The organism is Listeria cornellensis FSL F6-0969, from assembly GCF_000525855.1.
GTDB classification, from domain to species: Bacteria; Bacillota; Bacilli; order Lactobacillales; family Listeriaceae; genus Listeria_A; species Listeria_A cornellensis.
On record NZ_AODE01000008.1, the window covers coordinates 20,194 to 37,251 of the forward strand.

Sequence of the window (17,058 nt, forward strand, 5' to 3'; positions counted from 1 at the left end):
TTGAAAGCCCTCCTATCCTTTTACGCCAGATGATAGTGCCATCGACTGTAGGAAATATTTTTGCGCGAATAAATAGAGTATGAAAGTTGGCACAATAGCGACGAGTGCTCCTGCCATCAAATGCGCTGGTTGGGCTTGGTACATCCCTTGCAGCAGTTGAAGTCCCGGCGTAATCGGCATCATTTCGATGTCATTGAAGACGATCGAAGGCCAGAGGAAATCGTTCCAAGCCGCCGTGAAAGTGAACAACGCCACAACCATCAACACCGGTCGCAAAAGTGGCAAAATAACCTTGTAGAAAATTTTGAAATCACCAGCACCGTCCATGCGCGCAGCCTCGTCAAATTCAATCGGAATATTCACCATGAACTGCCGCACCAAGAAAATATTAAACACAGCAGCAGCACCGGGCACAATTGCCGCTAAATAATTATTCACCCAACCGAATGTATCGATAATTTTATACAGCGGAATCAAATTCACCACACTTGGGAACATCATCGTTGCCATCAAAAAAACAAACATCGCATTGCGTCCGCGGAATTTCAAGCGACTGTAAGCAAATGCCGCCAGCGATACCACAATAAGCACCAACACCGTCTGCGATAGCGCAATAATCATCGAGTTCATAAACCACCGCAAAAGTGGCGTCGCTGCATTATCGAACAGCAATTCGGTATAATTCGTCGTCACCCACTGCACTGGCAGGAACTTAAAGCCCACCGATGCGACCTCCGCCTCCGATTTAAAGGACGTCACAATTCCCCACGCGAGCGGAACAACCCAAATGACCGCCATCACGAGCAGGAATATAAAAGCAATTAATTTTGGTATAAAACGTGTATCTTTTTTCATCAGAAATCCATCCCCCTCGTCGTTAATTCTTATTCCGTAAAAAGAAAAATTGAATCGCGGAAACAACCATGATGCACAAACCGAGAATAACCGCCATCGCGGATGCAATCCCCGCAATCGATTGTCCCGTACCGAACGCATTTTGCTGAATATACATCAACAGCACCGACGTTGAACCGGACGGACCACCTTTTGTCAGCATCAACGGTTGCCCATACACGTTAAATTGTGCGATCGTCGTCATCACAACCGTGTACAACAACTGCGCGCGAATACTCGGAAGCGTAATCCGGAAGAACTTTTGCACAGAGGTAGCTCCATCGATTTCCGCCGCCTCATAAAAATCCTTCGAAATCCCGTTTAGCGCCGCTTGATAAATAATCATATTCCCGCCAATACACCACCAAACCGTTACAATTACAAGCGTCAACCAAGCATACGGCTGCGTTCCGACCCAGTTTACCGTCGTGCCCAGAAACTGATTAATCGGTCCAAAACTCACATTAAACATCAAGCCCCAAATAATAATAACCGCTGAAATCGCGAACAACGACGGCAAATAAAACAACGATTGAAACAACTTATTCAGCCTCGGTTTCGCGTTCAATGCACTGGCCAACAACAATGGTACAATAATACAAAATGGCACAGTCAACACGACAAAAACGAATGTATTTCGCAACCCATTATGTAACTGCTCATAAAAAGTTGAATCCTTCTGAAACAAAATTTCGCGATAATTATCAAAACCGACAAAATCCGGTGTCCCAATCAAATCCCAATCCGTAAAAGAAATATAGATTCCGTAAACAACAGGAACGAGAAAGAATATCAAGAAAATAATTAAATGTGGACCTGCGAACAACCATGGTGTGAATTGCCATTTTCTTTTTTTATACGTTATTGTTTTAGCGTTTGCTTCCATTTCCATCACTCCCAATTTTTCATCTAAAGACTTGAGGTCTACGCATCCCCAAGTCCCTTTTTCGATTTATTTATTGGATTTATCTTTTGCTATCTTATCTTCCACCGCTTTTTGCATATCCGCCAAGCCTTTATTCACTGGCGTTTTCCCGAAAATAATGTCATTCCCGTTCGCCTCCAATTGCTCGGATACGTAACCATTATATTTATAATCAAAAATCTTCAATGACTTCTGCTCAGCTGGGTTTAGCAACAAGAACGATTGCGGCATTTCTTTGTAAGCCGGGTCTTCCACGATTTTCAGAGATGCTGGATTTTGACCTGACTTCGCCCATTCTAGCGAGTTATCTTGTACCCAATCAATGAATTTTAGCACGCCTTTTGTTTTTTTCTTTCGAACGCCCTTCGCTATTAAACATCGTAAATTGGTGCGAGCTAGACCAGTTCACCATCTTATTTTTGTCCTCACTCAACTGTGGCGCATTCGTGATTCCCCAATCGAACTTGGCATCCTTCGCGTTGTTTTGCATCCAAATGCCCTCTGGCGCGAATATTACTTTTCCAGCGATGAATTTTTGGAAGTAATCCTCACCGTCCTTCGTCGTAATGCCATCTTTATACATGTCTTTCCAAAGGTTAAACGTATCTTTCGCCTGCTGGTTATCAAGCGTTGGATCCACACCGTTCTCCGTCAACTTCCCACCATTTTGTGCATATAGCGATAAGAAAACCGGCTTCACCCAACTCACCGATACCGCATCCATTTTATCTTTCTTAGCAAGTTCTCCCGCCGCTTTTATTTCGTCAAAAGTCACGACGTCATCATCAAGCGCGGTCGGAGCATATTTTTTCACTAAATCCTTGTTGTAGTACATAATAAACGAATGAATATCAAGCGGCACACTGTATCGTTTATTATCTATTTGCCCGATATTCCAAGCTTCCGGTACATAATTCTCCGCTTTAATATCAGGAAAACCAGCTAAATAATCGTCATAAATCATCAACATATCGCTATCTACATATTGCTTAATCCGCTCAGCGTGAACAATCGTCAAATCAGGAATATTCTTGCCCGAGTTTACAACTGTCGGGATTTTTGTGTACATATCGCCTTCTTTTAGTGACATGTTTTTGACTTTGAATTCCGGATTTGTTTTGTTGTAAGCGTCCACCATTTTTTGCATATTCGCGCCATCCGGACCAGTGAATGGATTCCAGAATATGATTTCCTTACTCTTAGCAGTGTCCTTCGCATCACTAGAACCCCCACACGCAGTCAATCCAGCAACCAACAATAACATACAAACAAGACCTAACATTTTTTTCATTTTAAATTCCTCCCTGTTTTGTCGAGAATCTTAAGTAACATAATTTGTTTCCTTAAACCCACTTGTGAAAACTACCTCACCCGTCTCACATCTTTAAATCCAATCTTTCCTTCACATTACCTGCAGTATAATGTAAACGCCTACATAACACATTTAAAAAAGAAAAGATTTAGTTAACTATTAAGTAAATTAATAACTAAATTTCTTTTATATTTTTACTATAATTCACTAAAATTTTATTGTCAACACTTTTAGTTCTTTTGATAGCAATTTTATGTTATGATGAACTAATAGGTTCACTAAATGGTTTTCTATCCAATTATAACGCTACTTAATCTATCTAAACATTAACTAAAGGAGGATATTTTTACATGCAATTAGATATTTCCAAAGATTCGATTCACGTATATGAAGCTCTTGCCAGCGACACGAGGATTCAAATTTTGAACTTACTTTCACAAAGTTCGATGAATATTAAGGAACTCGCACACGCCTTACATATGAGTAGCGCTATCATCACGCGGCACATCAATCAACTAGAAAACGCTAAGTTGATCCGCACAGAAAAAATACCTGGCAAATCTGGAATCCAGAAAATTTCCAAGCTTGTAGTGGATAAAATCGAGATTACATTCCCGACTACCATTTACCCTAATTTTAAGATGCGTTCCTTAGAATTACCAGTGGGTCATTACACCGATTACAATGTCACACCAACGTGCGGACTGGCCTCTAGCAAAGACTTCATCGGCCAGGTAGACGAACCGAAATATTTCATGGACGCCAGACGAATGGAAGCGCAAATCATCTGGTTCACACAAGGCTATTTAGAGTACAAAGTTCCCAATCCACTGCAGAAAGAAGAACAAATAGAACTACTTGAGATTAATTTCGAAATTGCCTCCGAGTTTCCCTATTCCAACAACGTCTGGCCTTCTGACATCTCCTTCTACTTAAACGGTCACAGACTCGGGATATGGACCTGCCCAGGTAATTTTTCTGACATTCGCGGAAAATATACGCCCAGTTGGTGGGAAGACGCTAACAGCCAGTATGGCCTTTTCAAAACCATTCGCATTTCGAAGCACGGGACCCATTTTGATGGAGACATATTATCCGAGCTAACTTTGGATGATTTAGATATAACTGAAGAGCTCCTTACATTCCGAATAGCCGTTGAAAAAGACGCGAAGAACATTGGCGGAACAACGATATTTGGAAAAGGATTTGGGAACCATCAGAAGGATATGGAGTTTAAGTTTTATTATTCATCGAAGTGCTGAAACGGCCCGTTCAGCTCCGAAAAAAACTAGAGCGGCCGCAAGAAAAAGCCGCTCTTGCTTTTTGTGGAGGTCGTGAAGTTTTCGAGGAGTTGGCCGTTGAAGCCGGATCCCGGAGGCGCAAAACATGACGCCGAACAAGGTATACGCTGAATCCGACTCCATATAAAACCAAGACCATCCCGCTCACTCGCCTCTTAATTCGGTTTAGCATTTAATCCAGATTCACCGTGCCAGGACCCACCAACGGATTACATGCTCGCCTTCGCTCTCATGCATATTGAGGCTCTTGGTTTAGCCGATTCTTTTCTGATTGCTATTTGTTCTCAGTTCACCGCATAAGAGCCACTGATGGATTACATGCTCGCCTTCGCTCTCATGCATATTGAGGCTCTAATTCAGCAAAGGATGCTTCATAAGAGCCTCAACAAAAACACCCCTCCCGACGCATCATAATCTCACGTCAAGAGGGGTGTTCTATATCTATATTCACTTACTTGTCGATAATTCATGTAATACGGAAAGCTCTTTCTCAAGCGTACTCAGCAAGCTCTTTCCTTCTGCTCTGTCAATCAAGCCTAATCTTACTGCGAAGTTTATCTCGCGCGATAAGCCGTACATTTGGGTATCCAAAACTTCTTCATAAGCCGGACATTGAGGTAAAGTTAGGTTATCCATCTGCACCTTAATTAACTGCAAAATTCTTTTCGCATCTTCTTTAAGAAGAGTAATAGCCTCTTCTCTGTGATCTATTTGTTTATTTGTCATCACAGAACCCCCCATTCAAAACACATGTGCATGCGCTTCATTAATCTATTTCCACCGAAACTATAATTTTGCAAATTTTATCCTCTTTAGTATAGCATATTTTTTTTCGCTGTGTAACCTGATATCCTAACATTTTTTAAGATAACCACATTACAGTCATTAGATACATAAAAACGAGGAAGCACAGGCTCAGTGGGATCGAGAAATAAATAATGATCCTATCAAAAAACTGAAAATGCCTCTTGAACGACCTGAAAAAGGCAATCAACGTCATGACAACATAACCAATAATCAGAACAAACGCAATGCCAAACGCCAAGTAAAAGTTATCAAACCAGTAAACCGCTTGCTGAACAAATACTAACGCTAAAAAAAGCTACTACTGATGCCAATAATGTAAGCACCATCTCTTTATGCCCCGCCTTTTTCTCTATCACCATTTCTAAAACCTCCCGTAGATATACCAATGTTTATCTTTCATTTTTTTCATGCTATAATAAAATCACGAGGTGAACGCAATGAAGGCACAATGTATTTTATGTGAAACAATCGATGAATTAGATGATAAGAAATTTAAAACGAAGCAACTTCGCAATAAACCGATTCGAATGTACCTTTGCCCAGAATGTGAAGGTCGTATTGCTGAGAAAACGGTTGCTCGGATTAATACTGGCAAGTTCGAATTTCATAAACCGAAAACGAAAAGCTTTATTGAAAAACCCGCTAAGCATTAAATAGCGGGTTTTTCGGTTCTATCTTAGTAAAAACTTTATTCTGTAATCCGGAAGTCTAAATCGATGGTTTTCGTTGTTTTTGTTGGTAACGCTTTTTCTGCGAAGTCATTCGGATTTGGTACGATTAGTTTAGTTAAATGCACGAGTGTATAGTAGTTCTCTTTGTTAAGCATATAGGTAATCGCGCCTTCTCGTTTTGATTTTGCTGGGAACATATTATGCGCAGACGGACTGCCTGATAATTGATAAGCTGTCGGTACGAAGTTTTCGAGACTTGCGCCTTTAGAAATTCCGCCACCATTGATTTGAATTCGCTCCGCTAAATAGTTGATGTTGCTCGCTGTCGTATTCTCAACAATCACATCTGCTGTTACTACAAAACCATCTTGATTAGCTAAATAAGATTCTGGGCTGTAAGGGTCCATTTTTTTTATTGGCTCCTGTTACGCTTTCCAATTTGTATTGCTTCACCGTTACTTTTAACGGGCCAAAATCCGCTGTTTGAGGCGTTGTATTTAGGTAAACTAGCGATACTGTTCCACCTGTTTTCGGTGCTACCGCGGATTGCTTGAAGCCATCTGCACTCAAAGAGAATGCCGCTGTCGTTGCTGCGACTGGTTTCTTCGCAGTTTCCGTTTTCGGTGTTTCTACTTTTTGATCAGGGGTCGTTGCTTCTTCCTCTTTCTCCGGTGTGGTGTCATCTGTTGCTGGTGTATCTTCCTTCGTTGTTACTTCTTCTTTATCTTGTTTTACCTCTGTTTTCTCTTTGGTATCCTCGCTAGAATTCACATCTTGCTTTGCCTGCTTCTCCTCTGTTTTCGGCGCCTGCTCCTCTGATTCCGAACTTTTCGAGTCCGCCCCCGAACCACAAGCCGCCAAAGCTAAAATCATCACACTCATTGTGCCTACCATCAGTAATTTCTTCATGCAAATCCCCTCCTTCTTTCACGTCTTTCCTTAGATGAATTATACCAAAAAAAAACGTCATATTACAATCATGTTACAAAATTAATTAATCAACAGAATATTTCAGCCGTGAAAAAAAACCGCCCATTTCTGGACGGCTTTCCTGATTTATACTCAGTCAGATACTTTCGTACGTTTCGCTGCTTTTTCACGTTCGTTTTTGTTCAAGATTTTCTTACGCAAACGAATACTTTCTGGCGTTACTTCACAATACTCGTCATCATTTAGGAATTCTAGTGATTCTTCAAGTGTTAATGTACGAGGTTTCTTGATAACGTTTGTTTGGTCTTTATTCGCAGAACGAATATTTGTCATTTGTTTCGCTTTTACGATATTTACAGCGATATCACCGTCACGATTGTTTTCTCCGACGATCATGCCTTCATAAATGTCCGTACCTGGTTCAATAAAGATAGTACCGCGATCTTCTACTTGCATTGTTCCGTAAGTAGTTGATTTACCAGTTTCCATCGATACAAGAACACCACGGCTACGTCCACCGACACGGCCTTTTTGCATTGGTTGGTAAGAATCGAATGTGTGGTTTAGGATACCGTAACCACGAGTCATCGATAGGAATTCGGTTGTGTAACCGATAAGTCCACGTGATGGTACTAGGAAAATCAAGCGAACTTGTCCTGAACCGTCATTGACCATATCAGCCATTTCACCTTTACGCAAACCGATAGATTCCATGATGCTACCAACATATTCTTCAGGAGTATCAATTTGTACGCGTTCCATTGGCTCACATTTCACGCCATCGATTTCGCGGATGATAACTTCTGGTTTAGATACTTGTAATTCATAACCTTGACGACGCATGTTTTCGATCAAAATCGATAGATGCAACTCACCACGACCAGATACAACCCAAGCGTCAGGTGAATTAGTAGGATCAATACGTAAACTTACATCTGTTTGTAGCTCAGACAGTAAACGTTCTTCGATTTTACGACTTGTTACGTGCTTACCTTCACGACCAGCGAACGGACTATTGTTCGTTACGAAAGTCATTTGTAAAGTAGGCTCGTCAATACGTAAGATTGGCAAAGCTTCTTGGTGATCATCTGGCGTTACTGTTTCCCCAACGAAGATATCTTCCATTCCAGAAACGGCAACAAGATCACCGGCTTTGGCTTGTGTAATTTCTACGCGTTTAAGTCCTAAGAAACCGAACATTTTAGTAACACGGAATTTCTTCACGGTACCGTCCAATTTCATCAATGCAACAGATTGACCGACTTCCATTGTTCCACGGAAGATACGACCGATACCGATACGACCAACGTAGTCATTGTAATCAAGTAAGGATACTTGGAATTGCAAAGGCTCGTCACTGTTATCCACAGGCGCTGGCACGTTATTGATGATTAAGTCAAAAATCGGATCCATTGTTTCTTCTTGATCTTCTACGTTATCACTTAATGAGCTTGTTCCGTTAACTGCCGCTGCATAAACAACTGGGAATTCCAATTGGTCTTCGTCTGCACCTAGTTCGATGAATAATTCTAAAACTTCATCTACAACTTCTGCTGGACGCGCGGATGGACGGTCAATTTTGTTAACAACAACAAGTGGCGTTAAATGTTGCTCTAGTGCTTTTTTCAATACGAAACGCGTTTGTGGCATTGTACCTTCATACGCATCAACGACTAAAACAACACCGTCAACCATTTTCATAATACGTTCTACTTCCCCACCGAAATCGGCATGTCCAGGAGTATCTAAAATATTGATATGCACACCGTTATGATTGATGGCAGTATTTTTTGCTAAAATAGTAATACCACGCTCTTTTTCAATGGCATTGCTATCCATCGCACGCTCAGCTACCTGCTCATGATCGTTGAATGTTCCTGACTTACGTAAAAGTTGGTCCACCAATGTAGTTTTACCATGGTCAACGTGGGCAATAATGGCGACGTTACGAATATCTTCTCTTAATTTCAAAATGTTTCCTCCTAATATTAAATTACCTTCTCACAGCTGGCGTCATAGAACCCACTCAGCTACTCAAAAATGGCCTAACTAAAGTCAAGCGCTCTTCATATATGGTAATACGACTTAGCTACCAGAGCCAAAAGAAAGAGGAAAATTGGCTTATTTTCCCCGTTTCTGGATCGTTTAGTTTTAATCAACTTTCCAATTATAGCACATTTACTCGGGTTTAGCACGATTTTTATTCCATAAAATGAAATTTAACTAGACGCCTATCGTATTCCCTTTTTTTCAGCGACTGTAGTCCCGCAAAATTTCGGCATGAACACCAGGGCTCGCAACGAATGAATCGCCTTTTTCGGTGATTAGCATCTCAGAACCATCCACACGTGTCACGATAGCACCAACTTCTTCGGCAATAATTTTTCCAGCACCAATGTCCCAAGGTGATAGATTAGCGCTCACGTAAGCGTCCGCACGACCTGTTGCTACCGCCATGTATTCAAGCGTCGCAGCACCATATAAACGCAGTCCGCGAGCCGCTTGGATGACTGGAAGCATGTGCGGGAATTTGCGAACTGACGCCGTATTGATAATTACGAGCGAATCTTCTAATTTATTGTTTTTCGCAAGTTTTGGAATCTCCACATCGTTCACAAAAGCACCTTCGCCACGCTTAGCAAAGTAAAATTCACCGCCAACAATATCGTATATATAAGCCAGTTCTCCGACGCCTTCTTGGTAAATGCCGAGCGAAATCGCAAAATTCCGTTTCTGTTCGACGAAATTTACCGTGCCATCAATCGGGTCAAGCACCCAAACGATACCTTCTAAACTGGTGATTTCTTCGCCGTACCCTTCTTCGCCAAGCAAGCGATGTTCAGGAAAGTTTTCTGCAATTTTCTCCGCGAAATAACGCTCTGTCGATTTATCCACATTCGTCACCAAATCATTGCGATCTGACTTTGCTTCCACCTCTATATTAGCCTGTTCAAGCGCCATAAAAATTCGATTTCCCGCTTCCTCCAACCATTCCCGCGCTAGTTGATCGATTTTTTCCAGTCCCATCTTCGCACCACTCCTTCGTTTGTTTCTTATTTTTCCTAGCTTATCATAAATTCAAGCTAAATACAGCCTCTAAGATCCATTTTTACGTTATAATGAAGTGAACGCCTATTTTTACGAAAGCGAGGAATCTTAATGACTTTTACAAAAAATGATTTTAAAGCGATGCAAACGCCTGGACTTGAAGACCGGATGGAAGCTATTCAAACACAGATTCAACCAAAATTCCGCGAAATCGGCGAGGGTCTTGCTACTTATTTAAGCGCTAAAACTGGCACTGAAATGTTTTTGCATATTGCGCGTCACGCCCGCCGTTCGGTGAATCCCCCTGACAGTACCTGGCTTGCGGTCGCTAATAATAAACGCGGCTACAAAAAACATCCGCATTTCCAAGTTGGAATTTGGGATGAGTATGTCTTTATTTGGCTTGCTTTTATCTATGAAACGGAGAATCGTCAAATCGTCGTGCATAATTTCCTAGAAAATCTGGATCAGTTGGAAAACTTGCCAGCGAACTTCTCGATTTCACCGGATCATACGGAAAAACCGACAAGCCTTATCCAAAATACGGATTTGACCAAGGTTTTAGAACGTTTCCGCGATGTGAAGAAAGGCGAATTCATGGTTGGCCGTATTTTCAAACATGGCGACGAAGCCTTGAAAAATGATGCCCAATTTACAAAAGAACTCGAAAAAAACGGTGGACTTGTTGCTACCGCTTTATGATATGAGTTTTGAAATGCAAGAAATTTAGAAGATAGGATGTACAAAACGGCTAAATCTCTGTATAATGATGAAGTTGTGATTATTTGAGGAAAAGGAGTTGAGCACCATGAAAACGAGTATCGCGCCGAGTGAACCAGATCCGCATCAGAGATCATACAAGGATTCGAGTCATGGCTTGCAACAGCACTCTATGTGGCCGAAGCCTTAGAAAAGGAGGAATACGCCTATGCATCAAATTTTCAAATCGAATGAAGCTGGTAAACTAGAAGAATTAGAGAAGCCAGAGCGCAATTGCTGGATTAACATCGTGGCACCGTCATCAGAAGAAATCAATCAGATTGCCGATCAATACGGGATTCCACTTGAGTTCCTCGAAGATCCACTGGATAAAGATGAAAGTGCTCGGATTGAGCGGGATGATGATACCGAAGCCATCCTGATTATTTGTGACTTTCCGATTGTGGATGAGGATGATATTCACTACGCGTCTTTTGAAACGATTCCACTTGGGATGATTATGACAAAGGATTACTTTATCACGATTTGCACGATTGACTCGTCGATTATTCAGTCCTTCATTAAAAACCGGATAAAAGGCTTTTTTACGCATATGAAAACGCGTTTTGCCTTGCAAATATTGTATATGATTTCGACGCAATTTCTCCGTCACTTGAAGCGGATGAGTCGCCAAACGGATGATATCGAGAAAGAATTGCATGAGTCGATGAAGAACAAGCAACTTTACGATTTAATGGGGATTGAGAAAAGTTTGGTTTACTTCCTGACCGCCCTCAAATCGAACAAGCTGGTGCTCGACAAAATGATGCGCCAACATATCGTGAAGATGTATGAGGAAGACCAAGATTTACTGGAAGACGTTATCATTGAAAACCGGCAAGGGATTGAGATGGCCGAAGTTCACTCGAATATTTTGAGTGGAATGATGGATGCATACGCGTCGATTATTTCGAATAACATGAATATCGTGATGAAATTCCTAACCTCGTTCACCATCATTTTGACGATTCCGACGATGGTGTTTAGTTTTTATGGGATGAACGTAAGATTGCCATTATCTGATATCCCTATTGCATGGGTACTAGTCATCTGTATTTCGTTTGGCATCGCAGGGATACTCGGATTTGTCTTTTGGAAACGGAAATTTTTCTAACTTTAAACCACTTTCTGCTACAGAAGGTGGTTTTCTTATGTCAAAATCGGGAAAACCCTAGCAAAGAGGTGAAAGTAATGAATACTAAATTTTTGGTTATTCCAGTCGTTTTTAGTGCGCTGCTTCTCGCAAGTTGTGGCGGTTCTTACTCCTCAGATAGTTCGGATAGTTCTAATTCTTACGGTAGCAGCAACAATAACTACGGCACAACCACCGATGATATGCGCAAAAATGACATGAGCGGTGGTACAAAAACGCCAACACTCACGCAAAAAGATGTTTTGGCAACGGTACTATCGAAACTTAACTCTGGCGTTGTCGTGATGCTTCCAAAAGCAATTCCGCTCTCTTCAGATAAACATTACCTAAGCGCTAAAACGAGCGATTCATCGGACGCCTATCAAGTCATTTTTTACGAAACGAAGGCTCCTATTTCGGTGAATAGTTCTGACCTGAAAGACACGTCTAAAGCAACGCCGATTGCCACGGTTTCTGGGAAAGCATATGCGACAGAAGAAGCTGCAGCCGATGCAACTGGTCATATGAATGACGTCAATACAGGTATGAACGGCGTGGATCTTGGTTCAGGAATTACAGGATATTCTGACGCGGGTGCTGGTTCTACTTTTCTCAATTGGGCGGAAGGTCGTTGGAGCATGGGCGTTCGCAACACCACGAGTGCAAATCCTCAAGATTCGATTGACCTCGCTAAAAAGATAGTCGGCGTGCTTGAAAAAGAAACACTCCCCGCTCCGCATCAAGTTGGTGGCATGAAGCTTGAAGCCGCTCCAAACAAGGCAGAAGGCAATATCATTAGCTGGCAAGACGGAAAAACGGATTATACGGTGAGCGATTTCAATGATCCAATGGACGGTGTTCATATCGCAACAAGTTTTACCGAATAAAAATAAGCGGCGACTCCAAATTCGGAAGTCACCGCTTATTTTTTTATTCTTTCCCTGCTTCTTCTAAAATCAATTTTTCCAACTCTTCTGGTGAGATATGTTCGTCAAAAATATGTTCTCCGATAATGACAGTCGGTACAAGGCGGATGTTCGCAGCGTTTGCTTCTGCAATGATTTTCTCCGCTTCTTCCTCGTTATCTTGTTCGGAAAGTCCTAGCTCATCTTCTGCAAAATTCGCGACTTCTTCGTGCGTCAAAGAACCCCAAAGATCTTGTCTCGCGTATACTTCGTCTAAAATCTCAAGTGTCTGCTCTGGCACTGCATAATCTAGATGATGATGTATAATGTTTCCGCGTTGCAATGATTCTTTCTCCTTATCAAATGGCTTCACAATAAGCTCAATACGACCAGAATCTAAATAACGACGGAGCACATCACGCGATTTTTCATGCCATTCACGGCAAAATGGACAACGCACATTCACGAACGAAATCACTTTCACCGGCGCGTCGCTTTTCCCAATATGAATCCCTGCCTCTGTTCCTACATTACTTACAATAATTTCACTAATATCCATCTTAAAAATTCCTCCTTAAGGTTGCATTTTAATTTTGCTTGTCGTCGCATTTTTTACGAGTTGCATGACGCGATAGGCGGAATAACCGCTCGCCTTTTCGAACTCTTTGCCTAGGCTTTTTTCTTCACCTATCGAGCGTATGACTTGCTTGAAATCACTATATTTCATTTTTATTTCCGATGCGTCGATACCCACTTCATAGGCTTTCTCAACCGCTTGATAAAAATTAATAACGGTCGCCATTTCTTCTTTTGACCAGTCTAAATTAATCGGATAGCTATACTCCACGTTTCGTTCCTCCTTCATTTGGCAAACCCGCTTGTACATCTTCTTCTAACGCTTTGACAACGGTTGCCAGCTGTTTTTGCTCGGAATCTGAAAGTGTTAATGGAATGGTCGTTTTCACACCAGTGGCTCCGATGACTGCTGGAATACTGATAAATCCTGATGCCATTCCAAATTTATCTTGCACATAGACACCTACCGTCAAAATCATTCGTTCATCTCCCAAAATGATTCTCGTCAACTCTACCAATGCGAGCGCGATGCTATAGTCAAACAAGCGATTCTCCGCTAGTGGCTCACTCGGCAATTCCTGCATCTGCGTCACGATTGGTTGCAATTTTTCGAAGGAATAGCGATCTGGGTCATCCATCATATAGCTCAAAATCGGACGGCCACCAATATAAGCGCGACTCCATACTGGGACACCTTTTTCGAGGGTGCTTCCAATCATGTAGGCATGGACATTTTTTGCGTTAACCTGAAAATAGCGTCCCAATTCCCATTGCAGAAAAGCCGTATCGAGCATCGTTCCAAGCGCAATGATTTTTTCTGCGGCGAGGCCTGAGAACTTCATAATCCAATGAGCGACCACTTCACTCTGCGGCGTCGCAATCACACAAATCCCTTGAAATCCAGTTTCCATCCATTGATTCACAAAACGCCGAACGACCGACGAAGCTTGTTGCATATTCTCATCATTCACAAATGGGTCATGCGTGAAAACAATCATCGACGCATTCCGACATTCCGCCATACCACCCGATGTCAATGCAGTTTTAGGCCTAAAATAAGCGCTGTATCCGATATCTTTCAAAACTGGCGCCTTCTTATCCGCAATCAGGCAAACCTCCACATTTAGTTGCTGGTTCATCAATGCAAAAGCATAACTTGTGCTTATCTTATTGTTCCCGATAATCGCAATTTTTTTTCTGATCTATCGCCAAACCCGCATCACGCTCCCTCTTCCCATCTGTCCTCCTCATTTTATCATGAAAGCCGTGACGATTAAAATATTGTGATTCAAAAAAAGCATCGACTCTATAACGCGCAGAATCGATGCTCCTAACTATTCCTCTTCGTTTTCTAAAGCGATGCGTTTATTTTTCCGTAAATAGTGTGTTGCAATACAGAAAAACGTTGGTAACACATAGCTTACAATGCATAACAAAATAATCTCCAGTACTGATTTCTGAATCGTTCCGTTCGTCAGTTTAATAAAGCCAGTAATCGGTGTTTCTAGAATTTGTATCACAGATTTCATGCCGCCTGTATCGTGCATATGATGGAAAAATCCAATGATAAAAGCCACAATCGTTAGTACAAAACAAATGCCAGATATCACATACGCTATCCAAAACAGCGCTCTCTTCGTTGTCCCCATTTTTTCACCTAATTCTATCGTATTTTGTGATGACACCTTCATTCTACTCCTTTTGCTATGTAAAATCACACAAAAGTAACTTTTAGTGAAGAAAGCGGCTATTTTCGTGCGTTTCGAGATAATCTTTTTTCAGGAAATGCGTCGCCACACAGAAAAAGGCTGGCATCAAATAGCTAATGATAATCGCTAACAATGTCGACCAAACAGGGCTTGTTAGGTGAATGGCGAAGATGGCAGGATCGGTCACTGGACTTGCTAAAATTCGCAAAACGGCCCGCCAACTATCCGTTTCGTGCATATGAACGATAAAACCGTGCACGATATTAACCACAAAACCGAGAAAGAAAATCGCTGAGAAACCATAAACAATACCGAAAATAATTTTTTCCATCTGCTTTTTCATTTTTACACCTGGATTCTTTAATTTTATATCTTTATCATACTACTTTGATATTAAATTCACAATAAATAACCTATTAAGCAAAAGAACGCCAAACCCTTCCATTGGGTAAGACGTACATTCTGCTTCCAACAAATCGAGCGAAAGCGTTTGTAGTCAGGAGATTCAGTGGAACAAAGGGTGGCAAACTCATTACATTCCTTTGCATATTGAGGTTCTACTTCGCTTTGCTTCAAAGAATCTCAACAAAGCGGAGCGTACGACTGTACGTGAGAACCGGAAGTCCGCTGAATCTCCTGAGTGCGAACGCTTGTCGCCGATTTATCAGGAATATATAACTATTTTACATGTGGATTGGGCGACCTAGCGCAAGTTCTGCCGCTTCCATTGTCAACTCACCTAAAGATGGGTGAGCGTGAATAGTAAGCGCGATGTCTTCTGCTGTTACGCCTGTTTCGATTGCAAGTCCGATCTCAGAGATGATATCGGATGCGTTCATTCCTGCAACTTGAGCACCGAGGATAAGTCCGTCTTCTTTGCGTGTTACTAGACGTACGAAACCTTCTGGAGCGTCAAGAGATAGGGCACGACCGTTACCGCCGAATGGGAATTTGGCAGTTTTTACGTCGAAGCCTTTTTCTTTTGCTTCTTTTTCTGTCAAACCAACTGTTGCTAATTCTGGATCACTGAAAACGACTGCTGGTAGGGCTGTGTAGTCATTTTCAGAGGTTTCGCCAGCGATTGCTTCAGCGGCAACTTTTGCTTCGTAGCTTGCTTTGTGGGCAAGTGGAACACCAGGAACGATGTCGCCGATAGCAAAAACGTTAGAAATATTTGTGCGACCTTGTTTGTCTACTTCGATCAAACCGCGTTCGCTTAATTTAACGCCTAGTTGTTCTAAGCCGATATCGTCTGTATTTGGACGACGACCTACTGTTACTAAAACATAATCTGCTTCAACGGTTTTTGTTTCGCCGTCAGCTTCGTATGTTACTTTTACGCCAGTTTCTGTTTCTTCGGCAGATTTCGCCAAAGCTTTTGTTACGATTTCCACGCCTTTACCTTTAAGATTGCGTTTTACAAGGGAAATCATATCTTTTTCATACGTTGGCAAAATTTCTGGTCCGCCCTCTAAGATTGTTAGCTCTGTTCCAAGGTTAGCAAATGCGCCACCAAGTTCTGTACCGATGTATCCTCCGCCGATTACGACAAGTTTTTTCGGAACTTCTGTAAGAGCTAGCGCGCCTGTTGAGCTAAGAACGCGTTTGCCGAATTTGAATCCTGGAATCTCGATTGGACGAGAACCAGTTGCAATGATTACGTTGTTGAATGTGTAAGTTTGCGCGGATTCAGGGTGGATAACACGTAGGGAGTGCTCATCAACGAAGAAAGCTTCTCCTTCTAACATTTCCACTTTATTCTTTTTAAGCAAGCCTTTCACGCCTGTTGTTAATTTACTAACGACAGAACCTTTCCATTCTTGCGCTTTTGTGAAGTCTAGGTTCACGCCATCTGTTGTGATACCCATATTATCGGAATGTTTCGCTTCAGCAAAGCGGTGACCAACTGTGATCAAGGCTTTGGAAGGGATACAACCAACGTTTAAACAAACGCCGCCGTAATGTTCTTTCTCGATAATGGTTACTTTTTGTCCTAATTGTGCTGCGCGAATTGCCGCAACGTATCCGCCGGGTCCTGCACCAATGACGATGGTGTCTCTTTCTTCTGGAAAATCGCCTACTACCATTT

Annotated in this window: 19 protein-coding genes and 1 pseudogene; 5 read left to right on the top strand and 15 right to left on the bottom strand. The window is 41.9% G+C overall.

Annotation, left to right across the window (positions count from 1 at the left end):
• Nucleotides 1-12 precede the first annotated feature (12 nt).
• The 4 genes from PCORN_RS02940 to PCORN_RS02950 form a co-directional block, all read right to left on the bottom strand.
• The gene (locus PCORN_RS02940) at nt 13-855 is read right to left on the bottom strand and encodes a carbohydrate ABC transporter permease (RefSeq protein ID WP_036077417.1); all 843 of its coding nucleotides are present in this window, start codon (nt 853-855) and stop codon (nt 13-15) included.
• A gap of 22 nt (nt 856-877) precedes the next feature.
• A complete protein-coding gene (locus PCORN_RS02945) occupies nt 878-1,780 on the bottom strand; it encodes a carbohydrate ABC transporter permease (RefSeq protein ID WP_036077418.1) in 903 nt (300 codons plus the stop codon).
• 66 nt (nt 1,781-1,846) lie between these two features.
• The gene (locus PCORN_RS20015) at nt 1,847-2,155 is read right to left on the bottom strand and encodes a hypothetical protein (protein ID WP_051999201.1); all 309 of its coding nucleotides are present in this window, start codon (nt 2,153-2,155) and stop codon (nt 1,847-1,849) included.
• Nucleotides 2,139-3,110 carry an ABC transporter substrate-binding protein gene (locus PCORN_RS02950; RefSeq protein ID WP_051999202.1) on the bottom strand — a complete coding sequence of 324 codons (972 nt, stop codon included), beginning with the start codon at nt 3,108-3,110 and terminating at the stop codon, nt 2,139-2,141. The genes PCORN_RS20015 and PCORN_RS02950 overlap by 17 nt, the downstream gene beginning before the upstream one ends.
• A 371-nt stretch (nt 3,111-3,481) precedes the next feature.
• Here PCORN_RS02950 and PCORN_RS02955 point away from each other — a divergent pair, with 371 nt between their 5' ends.
• Nucleotides 3,482-4,393: an ArsR/SmtB family transcription factor gene (locus PCORN_RS02955; RefSeq protein WP_036077420.1), complete on the top strand. Its 912-nt coding sequence runs from the start codon at nt 3,482-3,484 to the stop codon at nt 4,391-4,393.
• Nucleotides 4,394-4,879: 486 nt separating this feature from the next.
• On the opposite strand, the gene PCORN_RS02960 is transcribed toward PCORN_RS02955, so the two are convergent.
• Entirely contained in the window at nt 4,880-5,158 is a 279-nt protein-coding gene (locus PCORN_RS02960) for an Fpa/YlaN family protein (RefSeq protein WP_036067182.1), read from the bottom strand.
• 518 nt (nt 5,159-5,676) lie between these two features.
• Here PCORN_RS02960 and PCORN_RS02965 point away from each other — a divergent pair.
• A complete protein-coding gene (locus PCORN_RS02965) occupies nt 5,677-5,892 on the top strand; it encodes a YlaI family protein (protein ID WP_036077422.1) in 216 nt (71 codons plus the stop codon).
• Between the two features lie 35 nt (nt 5,893-5,927).
• On the opposite strand, the gene PCORN_RS20700 is transcribed toward PCORN_RS02965, so the two are convergent.
• The 4 genes from PCORN_RS20700 to PCORN_RS02980 all read right to left on the bottom strand — a co-directional run bounded on the left by PCORN_RS20700 (nt 5,928) and on the right by PCORN_RS02980 (nt 9,867).
• A complete protein-coding gene (locus tag PCORN_RS20700; RefSeq protein WP_051999203.1) occupies nt 5,928-6,317 on the bottom strand; it encodes a DUF5068 domain-containing protein in 390 nt (129 codons plus the stop codon).
• Nucleotides 6,283-6,819 carry a DUF5068 domain-containing protein gene (locus tag PCORN_RS20705; protein WP_051999204.1) on the bottom strand — a complete coding sequence of 179 codons (537 nt, stop codon included), beginning with the start codon at nt 6,817-6,819 and terminating at the stop codon, nt 6,283-6,285. Before PCORN_RS20705 ends, PCORN_RS20700 begins: the two co-directional genes overlap by 35 nt.
• 153 nt (nt 6,820-6,972) lie before the next feature.
• A complete protein-coding gene (gene typA, locus PCORN_RS02975) occupies nt 6,973-8,811 on the bottom strand; it encodes a translational GTPase TypA (RefSeq protein ID WP_036077424.1) in 1,839 nt (612 codons plus the stop codon).
• A gap of 279 nt (nt 8,812-9,090) precedes the next feature.
• On the bottom strand, nt 9,091-9,867 hold the full coding sequence (locus PCORN_RS02980; protein WP_036077426.1) for an inositol monophosphatase family protein: 777 nt from the start codon (nt 9,865-9,867) through the stop codon (nt 9,091-9,093).
• 132 nt (nt 9,868-9,999) lie between these two features.
• Here PCORN_RS02980 and PCORN_RS02985 point away from each other — a divergent pair.
• The 3 genes and pseudogenes from PCORN_RS02985 to PCORN_RS17030 all read left to right on the top strand — a co-directional run bounded on the left by PCORN_RS02985 (nt 10,000) and on the right by PCORN_RS17030 (nt 12,666).
• Nucleotides 10,000-10,618: pseudogene (locus tag PCORN_RS02985) on the top strand (YktB family protein).
• Nucleotides 10,619-10,816: 198 nt separating this feature from the next.
• Nucleotides 10,817-11,761: a magnesium transporter CorA family protein gene (locus tag PCORN_RS02990; protein ID WP_036077429.1), complete on the top strand. Its 945-nt coding sequence runs from the start codon at nt 10,817-10,819 to the stop codon at nt 11,759-11,761.
• A gap of 77 nt (nt 11,762-11,838) precedes the next feature.
• Complete coding sequence (locus PCORN_RS17030) at nt 11,839-12,666, top strand: hypothetical protein (RefSeq protein WP_051999205.1); 828 nt, start codon at nt 11,839-11,841, stop codon at nt 12,664-12,666.
• Nucleotides 12,667-12,709: 43 nt separating this feature from the next.
• Here PCORN_RS17030 and PCORN_RS03000 read toward each other — a convergent pair whose 3' ends face one another.
• The 6 genes from PCORN_RS03000 to lpdA all read right to left on the bottom strand — a co-directional run bounded on the left by PCORN_RS03000 (nt 12,710) and on the right by lpdA (nt 17,056).
• Nucleotides 12,710-13,243, bottom strand: coding sequence for a thioredoxin domain-containing protein (locus PCORN_RS03000; RefSeq protein ID WP_036077433.1), 534 nt, complete (start codon nt 13,241-13,243; stop codon nt 12,710-12,712).
• Nucleotides 13,244-13,258: 15 nt separating this feature from the next.
• The gene (locus tag PCORN_RS03005; protein WP_036077436.1) at nt 13,259-13,531 is read right to left on the bottom strand and encodes a UPF0223 family protein; all 273 of its coding nucleotides are present in this window, start codon (nt 13,529-13,531) and stop codon (nt 13,259-13,261) included.
• Entirely contained in the window at nt 13,521-14,399 is an 879-nt protein-coding gene (locus PCORN_RS03010; protein ID WP_051999206.1) for a Rossmann-fold NAD(P)-binding domain-containing protein, read from the bottom strand. Before PCORN_RS03010 ends, PCORN_RS03005 begins: the two co-directional genes overlap by 11 nt.
• A 195-nt stretch (nt 14,400-14,594) precedes the next feature.
• Nucleotides 14,595-14,909, bottom strand: coding sequence for a hypothetical protein (locus tag PCORN_RS03015; RefSeq protein WP_036077561.1), 315 nt, complete (start codon nt 14,907-14,909; stop codon nt 14,595-14,597).
• An 82-nt stretch (nt 14,910-14,991) separates the two neighbouring features.
• Nucleotides 14,992-15,312: a hypothetical protein gene (locus tag PCORN_RS03020; RefSeq protein WP_051999207.1), complete on the bottom strand. Its 321-nt coding sequence runs from the start codon at nt 15,310-15,312 to the stop codon at nt 14,992-14,994.
• 340 nt (nt 15,313-15,652) lie between these two features.
• Nucleotides 15,653-17,056 carry a dihydrolipoyl dehydrogenase gene (gene lpdA / locus PCORN_RS03025; RefSeq protein ID WP_036077438.1) on the bottom strand — a complete coding sequence of 468 codons (1,404 nt, stop codon included), beginning with the start codon at nt 17,054-17,056 and terminating at the stop codon, nt 15,653-15,655.
• Nucleotides 17,057-17,058: the final 2 nt, after the last annotated feature.